This is a genomic window from Mesorhizobium vachelliae, assembly GCF_033977325.1.
Classification (GTDB): Bacteria; Pseudomonadota; Alphaproteobacteria; order Rhizobiales; family Rhizobiaceae; genus Mesorhizobium; species Mesorhizobium vachelliae.
Genome location: NZ_JAVIIR010000011.1, coordinates 190,918 through 205,818 on the forward strand (window position 1 = coordinate 190,918; position 14,901 = coordinate 205,818).

The following is a 14,901-nucleotide window of genomic DNA, read 5'->3' on the forward strand; positions in this document are numbered from 1 at the left end:
CAATCTGGAGAACCATCATGACCCGAACGCTCAACGTGGCGATGATCGGCGGCGGTTTCATGGGTAAGGCCCATGCGATGGCCTATGCGGCAATGCCGATGTTCTTCTGGCCGGCGCCCGCCATTCCCGTGCGCAAGGTCGTGGTCGACATCACCGAGGCCTTGGCCGACGAAGGCCGCCGCCGCTATGGTTTCGAGGAATCGTCCGCCGACTGGCGCGCGGTGGTGAAGCGGCCGGACATCGACGTTGTCGACATCGTCACGCCGAACGACAGCCATGCCGCAATCGCCATCGCCGCGGCCGAAGCCGGCAAGCACATCATCTGCGAAAAGCCGCTGGCGCGTGGCGGCGACGAGGCGAAGACCATGCTCGACGCGGTGAAGAAGGCGGGCATCATCCACATGGTCGCCTTCAATTACCGCCGCACTCCGGCGGTGGCGCTGGCCCGCCAATACATAGAGGAGGGCCGCATCGGCAAGATCCTCAACTTCCGAGGCACCTATCTCCAGGACTGGTCGGCGGATCCGGATTCCCCGCTCTCCTGGCGCTTCCAGAAGAAGATCGCCGGCTCCGGCTCGATCGGCGACATCGGCACGCATGTCGTCGATCTTGCCCGCTACCTCGTTGGCGAGATCGCCGAGGTCAGCGCGCTGGTGCGCACCTACAACAAGACGCGCCCGGTCCAGCACGGCAATCTCGACAAGCTCGGCGCCGCCGAACGGAACACCGGCGCGGAACGGGTCGAGGTCGATGTCGACGACGAGGTGGTGACGTTGCTCAAATTCGCCGACGGCGCCATCGGCTCGCTCGAGGCGACCCGCAATGCCTATGGCCGCAACAATTTCATCACTTTCGAGATCCACGGCACCAAGGGCTCCATTGCCTTCAACTACGAACGGCGCGACGAATTGCAGGTCATGTTCGCTGATGATCCTGCCGATGCGCGTGGTTTCAGGACCGTCTATTCCGGTCCGGCGCATCCCTATGGTTCAGGTCTTTGGCCAATCCCGGCGCTTGGCATCGGTTATTCCGAGACCAAGATCGTCGAGTGCTTCGACTTCTTCTCGGCCATCGCGTCGGGCAAGCAGCCGTCGCCGAACTTCGAGGACGGCTACAAGACGGAGCGGGTCGCCGACGCGTTGATCGAATCCGGTGAGAGCGGCCATTGGGTCAAGGTCCGGCCATGATCGAGGGGACGCCCGTTCATGCGGTGGAGATGAAGGGCGTCAGCAAATCCTTCGGCGGCGTCAAGGCGCTGGTCGATGTCGACCTGCAGGTGGAGAAGGGCGAGATACATGCCCTGCTCGGCGGCAACGGCGCCGGCAAGTCGACCATCCTCAAAGTGCTGAACGGCGTGCATGCGCCCGACAGCGGCACCATCCTTGTCGACGGCAAGCCGCTGGGCGAAATCTCGCCCGAGGCTTCGCGTCGGGCGGGCATCGCCATGATCTTCCAGGAGATGAGCCTGATCCCGACACTGACCGTGGCGCAGAACGTGTTTCTTACCCGGGAAGCCAAGGGCGCGTTCGGCCTGATCGACGATCGCGCCGCCGAGCGGCGCGCCCGGGATCTGTTCGCCATGCTCGAGGTCGAGGTCGATCCGAAGGCGATCGTCGGCGATCTCGGCGCCGGCCAGCGGCAATTGACCGAGATCGTCAAGGCGATCTCGCAGGACGCCAAGGTGCTGGTGCTGGACGAGCCGTCGACGGCACTGGCCGTGTCCGATGTCGAGCGACTGTTCGTCTTCCTGCGCAAGCTGAGGTCGGATGGCGTGGCCATCATCTATGTGTCGCACCGCATGGACGAGATCGCCCGCATCGCCGACCGCGCCACCATCCTGCGCGACGGCCGCCATGTCATCACCGCGCCGCTGTCGGAGCTGCCCGTCGAAACGATGATCGAACACATCGTCGGCAAACGCTCACGCGGCCTGTCGGATGTAGCGCGCGGCGGATCGCGCATCGGAGAACCATTGCTGGAGCTCGACAATGTGTCGGGCGTGACGAAGCCGAAGAACGCCAGCTTCGTCGTCCGCGGCGGCGAGGTGGTGGGCCTTGCCGGACTGCTCGGCTCCGGCCGCTCCGCGATTGCCCGCGTCATTGCCGGCATCGAACCGATCGTCGAAGGCGAAATTCGCATCGCCGGCAAGCCGGTGGCGATCACCAGACCAAGCGACGCCATCAAGGCCGGCATCGCGCTGGTGCCCGAGGACCGATTGCGGCAAGGCGTCATCGCCGAACATTCGGTCGCCTCCAACATCGCGCTCGCCTCGCTCGACCGGTTGAGCCGCAATGGTTTCATGTCGAACAGCAAGATGCGCGAGCAGTCCGACAGCCAGATTGAAAAGCTGCGGATCAAGACCGCTTCGCGCGACAATGCGGTGCGCACGCTGTCGGGCGGCAATCAGCAGAAGGTCGTCATCGGCAAATGGCTTTCGACCGAGCCGGATATTCTTGTCCTCGATGAGCCGACTTCCGGCATCGACATCGGTTCGAAGTCGGAAATCATCACGCTGGTGCGCGAACTCGCCAAGAGCGGCAAGGCCATCGTCATGATCTCGTCCGAACTGTCCGAGATGCTGACCGCTTGCGATCGCATACTCGTCATCGCGGACGGACGCGTCATGGACGACATTGACCGAGGCGATCTCGACGATCTGTCGGCGCCGAAGGACGATCCGGTCGCGCAGCTGCAGGCAGCGGAGCGCAAGCTGCAGATCGTCATCCAGAAAGCACTGAGCAAGAGCGAGGGAGGAACACATGTCCACTGATCGGGACACTGCCCCTTCGCTGCTCGCAAGCCTCGGTCTCGCCAATTGGCGGCAGAACATCATCTATATCGGCTTCGTCGTGATCTTCATCGTGTTCGCGATCACGCTGTTCGACAAGGGCTTCCTCAACCCCAACAACCTGCTCAACATCGTGCGCCAGACGGCGATGATCGCGGTCATGGCGATCGCCATGACCTATGTGCTGTCGGCGGGAGAGATCGACCTGTCCGTCGGGGCGGTGGCCGGGCTCGCTTCGGTGACCACGGCCATGGCGATCGACGCCGGCGGACCGGTTACCGGCATCGTCGCAGGCCTTGCCACCGGCGCCGTCGTCGGCACCTTCAACGGGCTCCTGACGACGCGCATCGGCATTCCATCCTTCCTCACCACGCTGGCCATGATGGGGATCGCCACCGGCACCGCGATGTGGATGAGCGATACGGCCGCGGTGCCGATCATCTCGAAGAGTTATTCATGGATTTTTGGCGGCGGCAATATCGGGCCGGCGCCTGTCCTGCTGATCTGGATGCTGGTGCTGGGCGCCGTCGGCCATGTCGTGCTGAGGCGAACGAGCTTCGGCCGGCGTGTGCTGGCCACCGGCGGCGGCGAGGTCGCGGCGCGCTATTCCGGCATCGACACCAAGTCGATCAAGTTCCGCGTCCTCATCATCTCGGCCATGGCGGCGGCTCTGGCCGGCATGCTCTATGCCGGGCGGTTGCAGTCCGGGAGGTTCCAGCTCGGCCAGGGCGACGAGCTGTCGGTCATCGCGGCGGCGGTGCTTGGCGGCACCAGCCTGTTCGGCGGCTCCGGCACGGTGATCGGAACCATTGTCGGCGCGTTGATGATCGGGCTCATCAACAACGGCTTGATCCTCATGGGGCTGGAGTTCAGCCAGCAGCTGATCGCGCGTGGCGCCATCATCATCCTCGCCGTCGCGCTCAGCCAGGGAAGGAAATGACATGGCGGTTCCCTACACGGTGATAGGCACCGTCGTCGCCAAGCCGGAGACCCGCGAGGAATTGCAGGCGATCCTGTCGGGCTTCGTCGAGCCGACGCGGGCCGAGGAGGGCTGCATCAACTACGATTTCCATGTCGATCCGGCCGACCCTTGCATATTCATGTTCTATGAGAACTGGCGCTCGAAGGACGATCTCGACCGGCACCTGGCAATGCCGCATCTGAAGCCGCTGTTCGGCCGCCTCGACGATCTGGTCGCACGTCCGGTCGACGTGCGCCGTTTCGTGATGTTGAGCCGGATGGCGACGTGAAGCAATGTCGCTGATCGTGTAAGCGCAAGCCCGATCGTCACGTCGGCTTGTCGTCGGGATGACCTAGCTCGCAGAACCAGCCGCCGAGATATTTCACCGACGGCTTCGTTGGATCGGGAACAGGGGTCTTTGCCTCGACCGCGGCGCGGAAAGGTTCCGCGCTGTCCTGGGGGATGAAGCCGAGGTGGTTCGCGCCGCTGTTGTCGACCATCTTCAGCTTGTTGTCGGAGATGCCGAAGGAGATCGTGTGGCCGACGCGCGGCGCGGTGAGCGACGCCTCGACCAGGCGCACGCAGTCGTCGAAGGAGAGGTATGACCACAGCATGCGGCGGTCGGCGGGCTCGGGGAACGACGAGAAGATGCGCAGGCACACGGTCTCGATGCCGAACTTGTCCCAATAGAGCCGGCTGAGGCTCTCGACGAAATTCTTCGACACGCCATAGAGGCTGTCCGGACGCACCGGCGCGTCGACGCCGATATGCGCCTCGATCTCGTGATAGCCGATGGCATGCACGGAGGAGGCGTAGATGACGCGCTTCACGCCGTGTTTCCGGGCGCCTTCATAGATGTGGTAGGAGCCGCGGATGCTGGAATCAAGGATGGTCTGCCACTCGCATTCGAGCGGCGCGCCGCCGAAATGCACGATCGCGTCGCAATCCTTGGTCGCGGCGATCGTCGCTTCCATGTCGGCGAGGTCGAAGATCGCTTCCTCTTCGTGCGGGGCAAGGTCGCCGAACGGCTCGCGGCCCGCCAGGCGGATCGTCTTGGCCAGCGGCACCAGCCCTTTGCGCAGCTGTGAGCCGAGTCGGCCGGCGGCGCCGGTGATCAGGATACGTTCGTAATGCGGCATTCTTTACTCCACTTGCGCGACGGCGGCATTGATCCGCGCAATCGCTTCGGTCAGCACCTCTTCGCTGGTCGCGGTCGAGATGCGGAAATAGGGTGACAGTCCATAGGCGACGCCGGGCACCGACGCCACCCGGCCTTCGTTGAGAAGATAATTCGCCACGGCCGCGTCGTCCTCAAGCACCACACCCTTGGGCGTCTTGCGGCCGATCAGGCTGGCGCAGCCGATATAGGCGTAGAAGGCGCCGTCCGGTGGCGAGAGCGTGAGCCCGTTGATCTTGCGAATGCCGACCACGACCAGATCGCGGCGTGCCTCGAAGGCCTGGCGGAAGCGGGCGACCTCGTCCTGCGGGCCGTTGAGCGCGGCGACTGTCGCGGCTTGAGCGATCGAGCACACCGACGTGCAGGACTGGCTCTGGATCGTCGACATCGCCTTGACGAGCGGCGCAGGCCCCGCCGCATAGCCGACGCGCCAGCCGGTCATCGCATAGGATTTCGACACGCCGTTGACGATCAGCGTGCGGTCCTTGAGCTCGGGGCAGGCCTTGCCGAAGGAGACGAATTCGCGCCCGTCGAACAGGATGTGCTCATAGATCTCGTCGGAAAGGATGAGCACCTGCGGATGTTTCGCCAGCACCGCGCCCAGCGCCTTCAGATCGGACTGAGAATAGACCGCGCCGGACGGGTTGCCCGGCATGTTGAGGAAGAGCCACTTCGTCCTCGGCGTGATCGCCTTTTCCAAGAGCGCCGGCGTCAGCCGGAAGCCGGTGGTTTCCGGGCACTCGACGACGACCGGCGTGCCGCCGAGCAGCTTCACCATCTCGGGATAGGAGACGAAATAGGGCGCCGGCAGGATCGCCTCGTCGTCGGCCTCGAGCGTCGCCATCAGCGCGTTGAAGATGATCTGCTTGGCGCCGTTGGCGACGACGATGTCATCAGCCATGTAGTTCAGCCCGTTCTCGCGCCGGAATTTTCCCGCGATGGCTTCGCGCACTTCGCCTGTCCCGGCAGCGGCGGTGTAGAGCGTCTGGCCGGCCTTGGCGGCGAAATGAGCGGCATCGATGATGTGGAGGGGAGTCGGGAAATCGGGCTCGCCTAGGCCGAGATCGATCACGTCCACACCCTTGGCGCGCAGCGCCTTGGCGGCCTGCGAGGCCGCCATCGAGGCCGAAGGCTTCACCACCGAGAGGCGCGAGGCAATGTAGCTCATCAGTCGTTCTCCGTGATGTAACCCTTGGACCGGTCATTGGCCCGTGCGGCCGCATTGCGTTTGGCCGGATCGCCATAGCCGCCGCCGCCCGGCAGTTCGAGGATCAGCCGGCGCCCGGCCGGCACATGCTGCCAGCCCTTCGGGCGCATCTTGGTGCCGTCGTCGAGCTTGACCACGCCGGCAACGCCCGGCTTGCCGCCATTGCGGCCGTGGGCCGGATGATTGACGCGGTCGAACATGGCCGAGAAGTCGAATTCGTGGCCGTCGGTGGCGGTGATCTCGATGACCTGTCCCAGCCCGCCGCGGAATTCGCCGTCGCCGCCGGAGTTGGGCCGCAGTTCCTTGCGCCAGATGACGATCGGGCCGGTGTGCTCGGTCGCTTCGATCGGCATCGTGTGCACGCCGGACGGGAAGGCCGTCGCCGACAACCCGTCGAGCTCGGGGCGGGCGCCCATGCCGCCGGAGTTGAACATCAGCACCTCGGCGCGGCGGCCGGACACGCCGGCGACAGGTCGGGCCGAGATATGGATGTTCCAGAGCGCGCCGGCGCCTTCGGCGAGGATTTTGCCCGGCAACGCCTTGGAGAAGGCGCCGAGCACGAGATCTGGGACCATGTGGCCGAAAATGTGCCTGAGCGCTACCGGCGCCGGCCGCACGGCGTTCAGGATGTTGATGGGCGACGACACGGTGAAGAAGGCGAGCGAGGCGGCATTGTTGGGAATGTCGGGCGCCACCATGCATTTCAATGCGTAGCAGGCATAGGCCTTGCTGTAGATGATCGGGCAGTTGATGCCCCAGCGGCTCATCGGGTCGGTGCCGGTAAAGTCGACCTCGACATGGTTGTCGCGGACCGAGACGGTGGCTGCAAGCTTGACCGGCTCGTCATAGCCGTCGGTCACCAGCTCGTTCGACCAGCTTCCCTTGGGCAGCGCCTTGATGCGTTCGAGCATGGCGTCGCGGGTACGCGAGAAGATGAAGTCGCCGAGCCCATCGAGCGAGGTCAGGCCGATCTCCTTCATCATGTCGACGAGGCGGCGATGGCCGACTTCATTGCAGGCGGCCAAAGAATAGAAATCGCCGACCACCTGGTTGGGTTCGCGGACATTGGCGCGCAGGATCCTGACCAGGTCGAGATTGACCTTGCCTTTCTCGGCAAACTTCATGATCGGGATCTGGATGCCTTCCTCATAGACCGACTTGCCGTCGGCGCCGAAGCCGCGGCCGCCGACATCGACGACATGCGCCGTACAGGCGAAAAAGGCGACGAGTTCGCCGTTGAGGAAGGACGGCGACACCATGGTGATGTCGTGCAGATGGCCGGTACCGAGCCAGGGGTCGTTGGTGACATAGGTGTCGCCTTCGAACATGTTCTCGCGCGGAATTTCGTGCATGAAATGCAGCACGGCCTCGGCCATGGTGTTGACGTGGCCGGGCGTGCCGGTGACCGCCTGCGCCAGCATCTGGCCGCGCGGGTCGAACACGCCGGCCGACAGGTCGCCGGATTCGCGCACCGAGGTGGAGAAGGCCGTGCGCAGCAAGGTCAGCGCCTGTTCCTCGACCACCGAGATCAATCGGTTCCACATGACCTGCATGCGGATTTCGCCAATATCACTCATGCGTGGCTGCCTTTGCGGATCAGGAGGATGGCGCCGTCGCTCTGGATGACGGCGTCGAAGCTTGTGGTGACGACGGTCGATGTCTCGCGCTCGACGATGACGGCGGGTCCCGCGACGCGGTCGCCGGCGCAGAGCGTGTCGCGCTCGACGATGCCATAGCTGCGCGGCGCGCCGCTGACCGGGTCGAACACCTCGCGGGTCGTTGTCGGCTTGCCGGTCTTCCTGCCCGTGGTGAGCTCGTGCCTCGCAACCGCAGGCCGAACATCCGTCGCCTTCACCGACCAGGTGACGATCTCGATCTCCAGCCCGTCCAATCCTTCGATGGCGCGGCCGAAGAAGCGCTGGTAGTTCTCCTCGAACAGGTCCTTGAGCTTGGCAACGGCGTCGTCTCCGAACGGCTCGTCCGCCAGCGGCACCGGGATTTCCCAGCCCTGGCCGGCATAGCGCATGAAGGCGGTGATTTCGCAGACGATCCTGCCGCTGGCGCCGGTGCGCACGAAACCCTCGGCGGAGGCCTTGAGATCAGCGAGCAGGGCATTCACTTCGGTCGCTTTGAAGCGGGATAAGCGCGTCAGCTTCGAGGCCAGGGCCTCGTAGCCGAACGGAGCCTTGAGGAAGCCGATCGCCGAGCCGACGCCGGCGCCGCGCGGCACGATGCATTGGTCGATGCCGAGCTTTTCGCAGAGCCTTGCGGCATGCAGCGGGGCGGCGCCGCCGAAAGCGATCATCAGATTGTCGGAGATGTTCTTGCCGTTCTCGACGGCATGGACACGGGCGGCATTGGCCATGTTCTCGTCCACCACCTCGCAGATGCCGAAGGCCGTCGACATCGCATTGAGCGACAGGCGTTCGCCGACATCGCGCAGGATCGCCTGCTCCGACGCGGCGGTATCCAGCTTGATCGCGCCGCCGGCGAAATTGTCGGGATCGAGCTTGCCGAGCACCAGGTCCGCGTCGGTGATTGCCGGGCGCTTGCCGCCGCGGCCATAGCAGGCCGGGCCCGGCTCCGATCCCGCGCTCTCAGGTCCGGTCTGGATGCGGCCCATGGCATCGACCCAGGCGATGGAGCCGCCGCCGGCGCCGATCTCGATCATCTCGATCACCGGAATGGAGATCGGCATGCCCGAACCCTTCGAGAAGCGATAGGTGCGCGCCACTTCGAAGGTCCGCGCCGTGCGCGGCGCATAGTCCTCGATCAGGCAGATCTTGGCGGTGGTGCCGCCCATGTCGTAGGAGACGACCTTTTCCAGCCCGAAGCGCCTGGCGATATCTGCCGCGAAAATGGCGCCGCCGGCCGGGCCGGATTCGACCAGCCGTACCGGGAATTCCGAAGCGGTCTCCACCGAGATCAACCCGCCGCCGGAATGGATCATGAAGACGGGGCAGTCGGCGCCCATGTCCTTCAGGCGCGTCTGCAGGCGGGCGAGGTAGTCGGCCATCTGCGGCCGCACATAGGCGTTGGCGCAGACGGTGTTGAAGCGTTCGAATTCGCGCATCTGTGGTGAGACTTCGGCGCTGATCGTGATCGGGATGCTGAGCTTGCGAGCGAGGATCTCGCGGGCGCGGAGCTCGTGGTCGGGATTGGCGTAAGCGTGGATGAAGCCGATCGCCACCGAGCCGAAGCCGCCGGCTGCAATCTTGTCGGCGATCTCTTCGAGGGCAGCTTCATCCAGGGGCTGTAGTTCCTGTCCCTCGGCACCGATGCGGCCCTTGACCGTGAAACGGTCCTCGCGCGGGATCAGCGGCGTCGGCAGCTGCAGGTTCAAATCATACTGCTCGAAGCGGTTCTCCGTCCGCATCTCGATCACGTCGCGAAAACCTTCCGTCGTGACCAGCGCGGTCCTGGCGCCGCGCCGCTCGATCAGCGCATTGGTGGCGAGCGTCGTGCCGTGGATGATGATGCCGATCTCGGCTGCCGAAATGCCGGCATCGCGGATCACGACGTCGATGCCGTCGAGGATCGCCTGCTCGGGCGCCGAATAATTGGTCAACACCTTGGTCGAGAACATCGTTCCCCTGACATCGAGCGCGATGTCGGTGAAGGTGCCACCGATGTCCGCGCCGAGACGGATGTCGTCTGATCTGGAGGTCATGCCTTGGCCTTCTGCGAAGCGAGCGCGGCGTCGCGCATCTGGGAAAGGGTCTGCCGGGGCGTCAGCGCTTCAGGCGAGATGGCGATGTCGAGAACGGCGCCGGTTGCCGACTGCAGCGCCCGCTGGAACGCTGCCGCGAAATCATCGGTGGCTTGGACGCGCTCGGCATGAAAACCATAGGCCTTTGCCAGCGCGACGAAGTCCGGGTTTTCCAGCGAAGTGCCGGAAACGCGGGCCGGATAATTGCGTTCCTGATGCGCACGGATCGTGCCGTAGATGCCGTTGTTGATGATGAGCACGATCGGCTGCGCGCCGGCCTGCATGGCGGTGCCGAGCTCCTGGCAGTTCATCTGGAAGTCGCCGTCGCCTGCAAAGCAGACGACCGTGCGCTGCGGATACGCGACCTTGGCCGCGATCGCCGCTGGCAGGCCGTAGCCCATGGCGCCGGATTGCGGCGCGAGCAGCCGCGCGTCAGGCCCGAACTTGAAGAATTTGTTCGGCCACACAGTGAAATTGCCGGCGCCGTTGGTAAGGATGACGTCGGCCGGCAAGGTCTCGCGCAGCCAGGCGCTGACCGCGACCATGTCGACCGGACCCGGCTGCACCGGCGCGGCAAACGTACCTTCATAGGCCTTGCGCGCCGCAGCGCGCCAATCGGCCCAGCCACCCTTCACCGGGGTGAGCGCCTTGGCGAAGGCGTTCGGACCGGCATGGATGCCGATCGCAGGCACGTAGATCTTGCCGATCTCGCGGTCGGAGCCGTGCACGTGGATCAGCTTCTGGCGCGGCACCGGAACGTCGAGCAGCGTGTAGCCGTCCGTCGTCATCTCGCCGAAGCGAACATTGACCGCCAGGACCACGTCCGCGTCGCGGATCAGGTTTTTGACATGCGCCACCATGCCGACGCCGGCTTCGCCGACGAACACGGGCGAATGATTGTCGAACTGGTCCTGGTAGCGGAAGGCGGCAACGACAGGGATGTCGGAAGCTTCGGCGAAGACCTGGAGCGCGCCGCGTCCGTTTGCGGTCCAGTTGGCGCCGCCCATGAGCAGCACCGGCTTCTCGGCTGAGGCCAGCATCTCAAGCGCCGACGCGATTGCCTCCTGCGACGGAGCGGCCTCGAAAATCGCCGCCGGGCCGTTGAGCGGCGCGGCCTCAGTCATGGTCGTCAGCATGTCTTCGGGGAGCGCGACGACGACCGGGCCGGGCCGGCCGGTCAAGGCGGTGGTCCAGGCGCGCGCGACGATCTCGGGAAGCCGCGCGACGTCGTCGATCTCGACCGCCCATTTTGCGACGGTCCCGTAGACCGCCCGGTAGTCGATCTCCTGGAAGGCTTCGCGGCCCTTCATGTCGGTGCCGACCTGGCCGACGAACAGGATCATCGGCGAGGAGTCCTGCATGGCGGTGTGGACGCCGATGCTGGCATTGGTCACGCCCGGGCCTCGGGTCACGAAGCAGATGCCCGGCGTGCCCGTCAGCTTGCCATAGGCCGAGGCCATGAAGGCCGCGCCGCCTTCGTTGCGGCAAAGCACATAGTCCAGTCTGCCCTTGGTATCGTGCAGTGCGTCGAGAACGGCCAGATAGCTTTCGCCCGGAACGCCGAAGCTCTTGGTCGCGCCCAGGCCGATCAGGCACTCGACAAGAAGGCGACCGCCATTGCGGACCATGCTTCGACATCCTCTTAAAGCTGGCGGCAAGCGGATCGGGCCTGCCCCTGCAGCTATACCTGCACTGCGGCGGGCCGGCGCGAAATCAAGAAATGCGATCCATACGAAAGTTTTTCTTTGCTATGGAATTCGCACGAGAACACCAGGGTTCATCATGGCTTGCGGATCGAATGCGCGCTTGAGCTGCGCCATGAGGGTACGCTCGGTGGAGCTGCGGTTCCGGTCGGCCATGGCGACCTTGGCGCGACCGAGCCCATGCTCGGCAGCAAAGCTGCCGCCCATGCCGGTGGCCAAAGCAGCCAGCGCCTCGGCGAACGCCGTGGCCTTGCCGTCGAAATCGGCACGGCCTTCCGGCGGCGACAGATTGTAGTGGATGTTGCCGTCGCCGAGATGGCCGAACGGGTTGATCCGCACGCCCGGGAGAATGTCGTTACATAGTTTCGCGCCCGCCTCGATGAAGCGGGCGATCGCGCCCGGCGGCACAGAGATGTCGTGCTTGAGCTGCTCGCCCTCCAGCCGCTGGCCCTCCGGCTGCTCCTCGCGCAGGCGCCAGAACTGCGCCCGCTGCGCGCCCGAATTGGCCAGCGCGCCGTCAACGACCAGACCTTGCTCCATGCCCCATTCCAGCGCCGAAGCCAGGATATCGTCGAGAGGGACGCGGGTCGAGCCCGACGCCACCTCGACGAGCAGATAAACGTCGCCCCTTGTCTCCAGCTGATAGGCCAGGTCCGGCAGATGCTTGAGCGCCAGCGTCAGGCCGACATCCGAAAAGAATTCGAGGCCGGCGAGGAATTCTCCGGCCTCGCCGCGCAGGAAGGCGCCGAAGGTCACGGCGGCGGCGAAGTCGGACATGACGAGAAGCGCGCTCGCCTGCTGTTTTGGCGTGGGATAGAGCCTGAGCACCGCGCGCGTCACGATGCCGAGCGTGCCTTCCGAACCGCAGAACAGCTTGCGCAGCTGATAGCCGGCATTGTCCTTCTGCACCGCGCGAAGACCGTCCCACACCGTGCCGTCCGGCATCACGACCTCGAGGCCGAGCACCATATCCTGCATCATGCCGAAGCGAAACGCCTGGCTGCCGCCGGCATTGGTGCCGATCAGGCCGCCGATCCTGGCGCTGCCTTCGGCGCCGAGATGCATCGGAAACATCAGGCCATGCGGTTCCAGCGCCTCATGCAGCCCGGCGAGAACCACGCCCGCATCGACGAGGATCGACCCGCTCTCCAGGTCCGGTTCGCCGATCGCCGTCATGCGGGACAGCGAGACGATCACCGCATTCGCCTGATCGGCGATGGCGCCACCGCACAGGCCGGTGTTGCCGCCTTGCGGCACGACTGCCAATCCTGCCTGCCGGCAAGCCTTGACGACCGCGGCCACCTCCGCGGTGTTCGCGGGCCTGGCAACGCCAAGGGGCCGGATGCCATAACGGTTGAGCCAATCGCGCTGGTAAGGCGCGGCATCGTCGCCCGAAAGCCAACCTTTCGGTCCGAGGATTCCGCGCAGGGCGGCTACGGTGTCAGTCATGAAGATATTATCCGAGGGTGCGAGGCAGCCTGAACGTTGCATCTTCCCAGAAGCCGTTCAATGACCCAGCACCTGCGACAAAAACTGACGGGTGCGCTCGTTTCGGGAGGACGTGAAGAATTCCTCCGGCGGCGCTTCTTCGACGATCTCACCTCCGTCCATGAAGATCACCCGGTCGGCGACGCGTCGCGCAAAACCCATCTCATGCGTGACGCAGATCATCGTCATGCCATCGGCGGCGAGCGTCACCATCACGTCCAGCACCTCCGATATCATTTCCGGGTCGAGCGCCGAGGTCGGCTCGTCGAAAAGCATGATCTGTGGCTGCATGCAAAGCGCTCGCGCAATCGCCACGCGCTGCTGCTGGCCGCCGGAGAGCTGGGCGGGAAACTTCATCGCCTGCTCGGGGATGCGGACCTTCTCAAGATAGCGCCGGGCGGTCGCCTCCGCTTCCGCGCGCGGCCGCTTTCGAACGATCATCGGCGCGATCATGCAGTTCTCCAGCACCGTCATATGCGGGAACAGGTTGAAGTGCTGGAACACCATGCCGACCTCCCGCCTGATTCCGTCGATGTTGGCGACATCGTCGTTGAGCTCGGTGCCGAGCACGATAATGCGGCCGCCATCATGTTGCTCAAGGCGGTTGATGCAGCGGATCAAGGTGGATTTGCCGGAGCCGGACGGACCGCAGATGACGATCCTTTCGCCGCGCTCGACGGAGAGGTTCACCTTCCGCAGCGCGTGGAACGACCCGTAATGTTTGTCGAGGCCTTCGATGCGGACGGCCGGGCCGGATGGGAGCGTCGAATCCAAGTGCGCCTCCCTAGCGTTCGCCGACCGCCATGCGCCGCTCGAGGTAAGCGCCGTAGCGGGACAGGCTGAAGACGAAGATAAAATAGATGAAGGCGATGAAGGCGTAGACTTCGACATAGGCGAAGCGCCATTCGCCGGTGCCGTAGGCGGCGTTGCCGGAGGCCAGGATCTCGAAAAAGCCGACGATCACCACTAGCGAGGTTTCCTTGAACGAGATGACGAACTGGTTGATCGTTGCCGGCAGCGCGTTGCGCATGGCCTGCGGCAGCACGATGCGGCCGATGCGCTGCCAGTAGCTCATGCCGAGCGCCATGGCCGCTTCCTCCTGTCCCGCAGGAACACCCTGCATGCCGCCGCGCACGATCTCGGCCTGATAGGCGGAGAAGAACAGCGCGGAGCCGAGGATCACCCGGTAGAGCTTGTCGCCCTGCAGCCATTGCGGCAGGGCGAAAGGCAGAACGACAGCAAATGTGAAGAGGATCGAGATCAGCGGCAGCGAGCGGACGCCATCGATGATGAGACCGGTGGTGCGCGATATCCAGGGCAGGTCCGAGCGGCGCAGCAGCGCCAGGCAGATCGCCAGCGGGAAGCCGATCAGGCAGGTGGTGACGAAGATGAAGAGGGTGAGCGCCAGCCCGCCCCAGGCCTCCTCGCCGACATAGGGCAAGCCGAGCACGCCGCCCTTCATCAGCACGTAGTAGAGGCCTGTTCCTGCGCCCCAGACCAACGCGATGCGGCGGCCGGTCCAGAAGGCCGGCATGCAGCTCAGCACCGTCATGACCACCACGCTGACGCAGGCAAGCGCGGAGCGCCACTGCTCCTCGAAGGGATAGAGGCCGAACAGCATGATGCGCCACCGGGCGGCGATGACGGACCAGCAGGCGCCGGCCGCCGCCTGGCAGGCCTCGGGCCCGCCGCTGGTGGTGAACACGGCCGAGAAGATAGCCCAGTTGAGCAGCTTCCAGACGATGAAGGCCATGATCGTCAGGGATATCAGCGACAGCAGCGCCTGAAGCGGCGTTGCGAAGAAGCGGCGCTTCAGGTCTTCGAGCCTGCCCGGGGCAGGGGGAGCGACAACGACCATCTCCATCTCT

General features: G+C 64.9%; 12 protein-coding genes. 4 read left to right on the forward strand and 8 right to left on the reverse strand.

The window, feature by feature from the left end; genetic code table 11:
- The first annotated feature begins 17 nt into the window (after window positions 1–17).
- The 4 genes from RFM41_RS22905 to RFM41_RS22920 are packed head-to-tail and all read left to right on the forward strand — an operon-like array spanning window position 18 to window position 4,038.
- The gene (locus tag RFM41_RS22905) at window positions 18–1,187 is read left to right on the forward strand and encodes a levoglucosan dehydrogenase (RefSeq protein WP_320251108.1); all 1,170 of its coding nucleotides are present in this window, start codon (window positions 18–20) and stop codon (window positions 1,185–1,187) included.
- Window positions 1,184–2,770, forward strand: a complete 1,587-nt coding sequence (locus tag RFM41_RS22910) for a sugar ABC transporter ATP-binding protein (RefSeq protein WP_320251106.1) — start codon at window positions 1,184–1,186, stop codon at window positions 2,768–2,770. Before RFM41_RS22905 ends, RFM41_RS22910 begins: the two co-directional genes overlap by 4 nt.
- Window positions 2,760–3,728 (forward strand): ABC transporter permease, encoded by a 969-nt coding sequence (locus RFM41_RS22915; RefSeq protein WP_320251105.1) that lies wholly within the window; start codon window positions 2,760–2,762, stop codon window positions 3,726–3,728. The genes RFM41_RS22910 and RFM41_RS22915 overlap by 11 nt, the downstream gene beginning before the upstream one ends.
- A 1-nt stretch (window position 3,729) precedes the next feature.
- Window positions 3,730–4,038 (forward strand): putative quinol monooxygenase, encoded by a 309-nt coding sequence (locus RFM41_RS22920; protein WP_320251103.1) that lies wholly within the window; start codon window positions 3,730–3,732, stop codon window positions 4,036–4,038.
- Between the two features lie 37 nt (window positions 4,039–4,075).
- On the opposite strand, the gene RFM41_RS22925 is transcribed toward RFM41_RS22920, so the two are convergent.
- From RFM41_RS22925 to RFM41_RS22960, 8 genes are all read right to left on the reverse strand, one after another.
- Window positions 4,076–4,888, reverse strand: a complete 813-nt coding sequence (locus RFM41_RS22925) for an NAD-dependent epimerase/dehydratase family protein (RefSeq protein WP_320251101.1) — start codon at window positions 4,886–4,888, stop codon at window positions 4,076–4,078.
- A 3-nt stretch (window positions 4,889–4,891) separates the two neighbouring features.
- Window positions 4,892–6,094, reverse strand: coding sequence for a pyridoxal phosphate-dependent aminotransferase (locus tag RFM41_RS22930; protein WP_320251099.1), 1,203 nt, complete (start codon window positions 6,092–6,094; stop codon window positions 4,892–4,894).
- On the reverse strand, window positions 6,094–7,710 hold the full coding sequence (locus tag RFM41_RS22935) for a hydantoinase B/oxoprolinase family protein (RefSeq protein ID WP_320251098.1): 1,617 nt from the start codon (window positions 7,708–7,710) through the stop codon (window positions 6,094–6,096). Before RFM41_RS22935 ends, RFM41_RS22930 begins: the two co-directional genes overlap by 1 nt.
- Window positions 7,707–9,803 carry a hydantoinase/oxoprolinase family protein gene (locus RFM41_RS22940; protein WP_320251096.1) on the reverse strand — a complete coding sequence of 699 codons (2,097 nt, stop codon included), beginning with the start codon at window positions 9,801–9,803 and terminating at the stop codon, window positions 7,707–7,709. The genes RFM41_RS22935 and RFM41_RS22940 overlap by 4 nt, the downstream gene beginning before the upstream one ends.
- Window positions 9,800–11,470, reverse strand: coding sequence for a thiamine pyrophosphate-binding protein (locus tag RFM41_RS22945; protein ID WP_320251094.1), 1,671 nt, complete (start codon window positions 11,468–11,470; stop codon window positions 9,800–9,802). The genes RFM41_RS22940 and RFM41_RS22945 overlap by 4 nt, the downstream gene beginning before the upstream one ends.
- Before the next feature lie 120 nt (window positions 11,471–11,590).
- A complete protein-coding gene (locus tag RFM41_RS22950) occupies window positions 11,591–12,994 on the reverse strand; it encodes an FAD-binding oxidoreductase (RefSeq protein ID WP_320251092.1) in 1,404 nt (467 codons plus the stop codon).
- Between the two features lie 57 nt (window positions 12,995–13,051).
- Entirely contained in the window at window positions 13,052–13,807 is a 756-nt protein-coding gene (locus RFM41_RS22955) for an amino acid ABC transporter ATP-binding protein (RefSeq protein WP_320251090.1), read from the reverse strand.
- 10 nt (window positions 13,808–13,817) lie between these two features.
- On the reverse strand, window positions 13,818–14,897 hold the full coding sequence (locus RFM41_RS22960; RefSeq protein ID WP_320251089.1) for an amino acid ABC transporter permease: 1,080 nt from the start codon (window positions 14,895–14,897) through the stop codon (window positions 13,818–13,820).
- Between the last annotated feature and the right edge of the window lie 4 nt (window positions 14,898–14,901).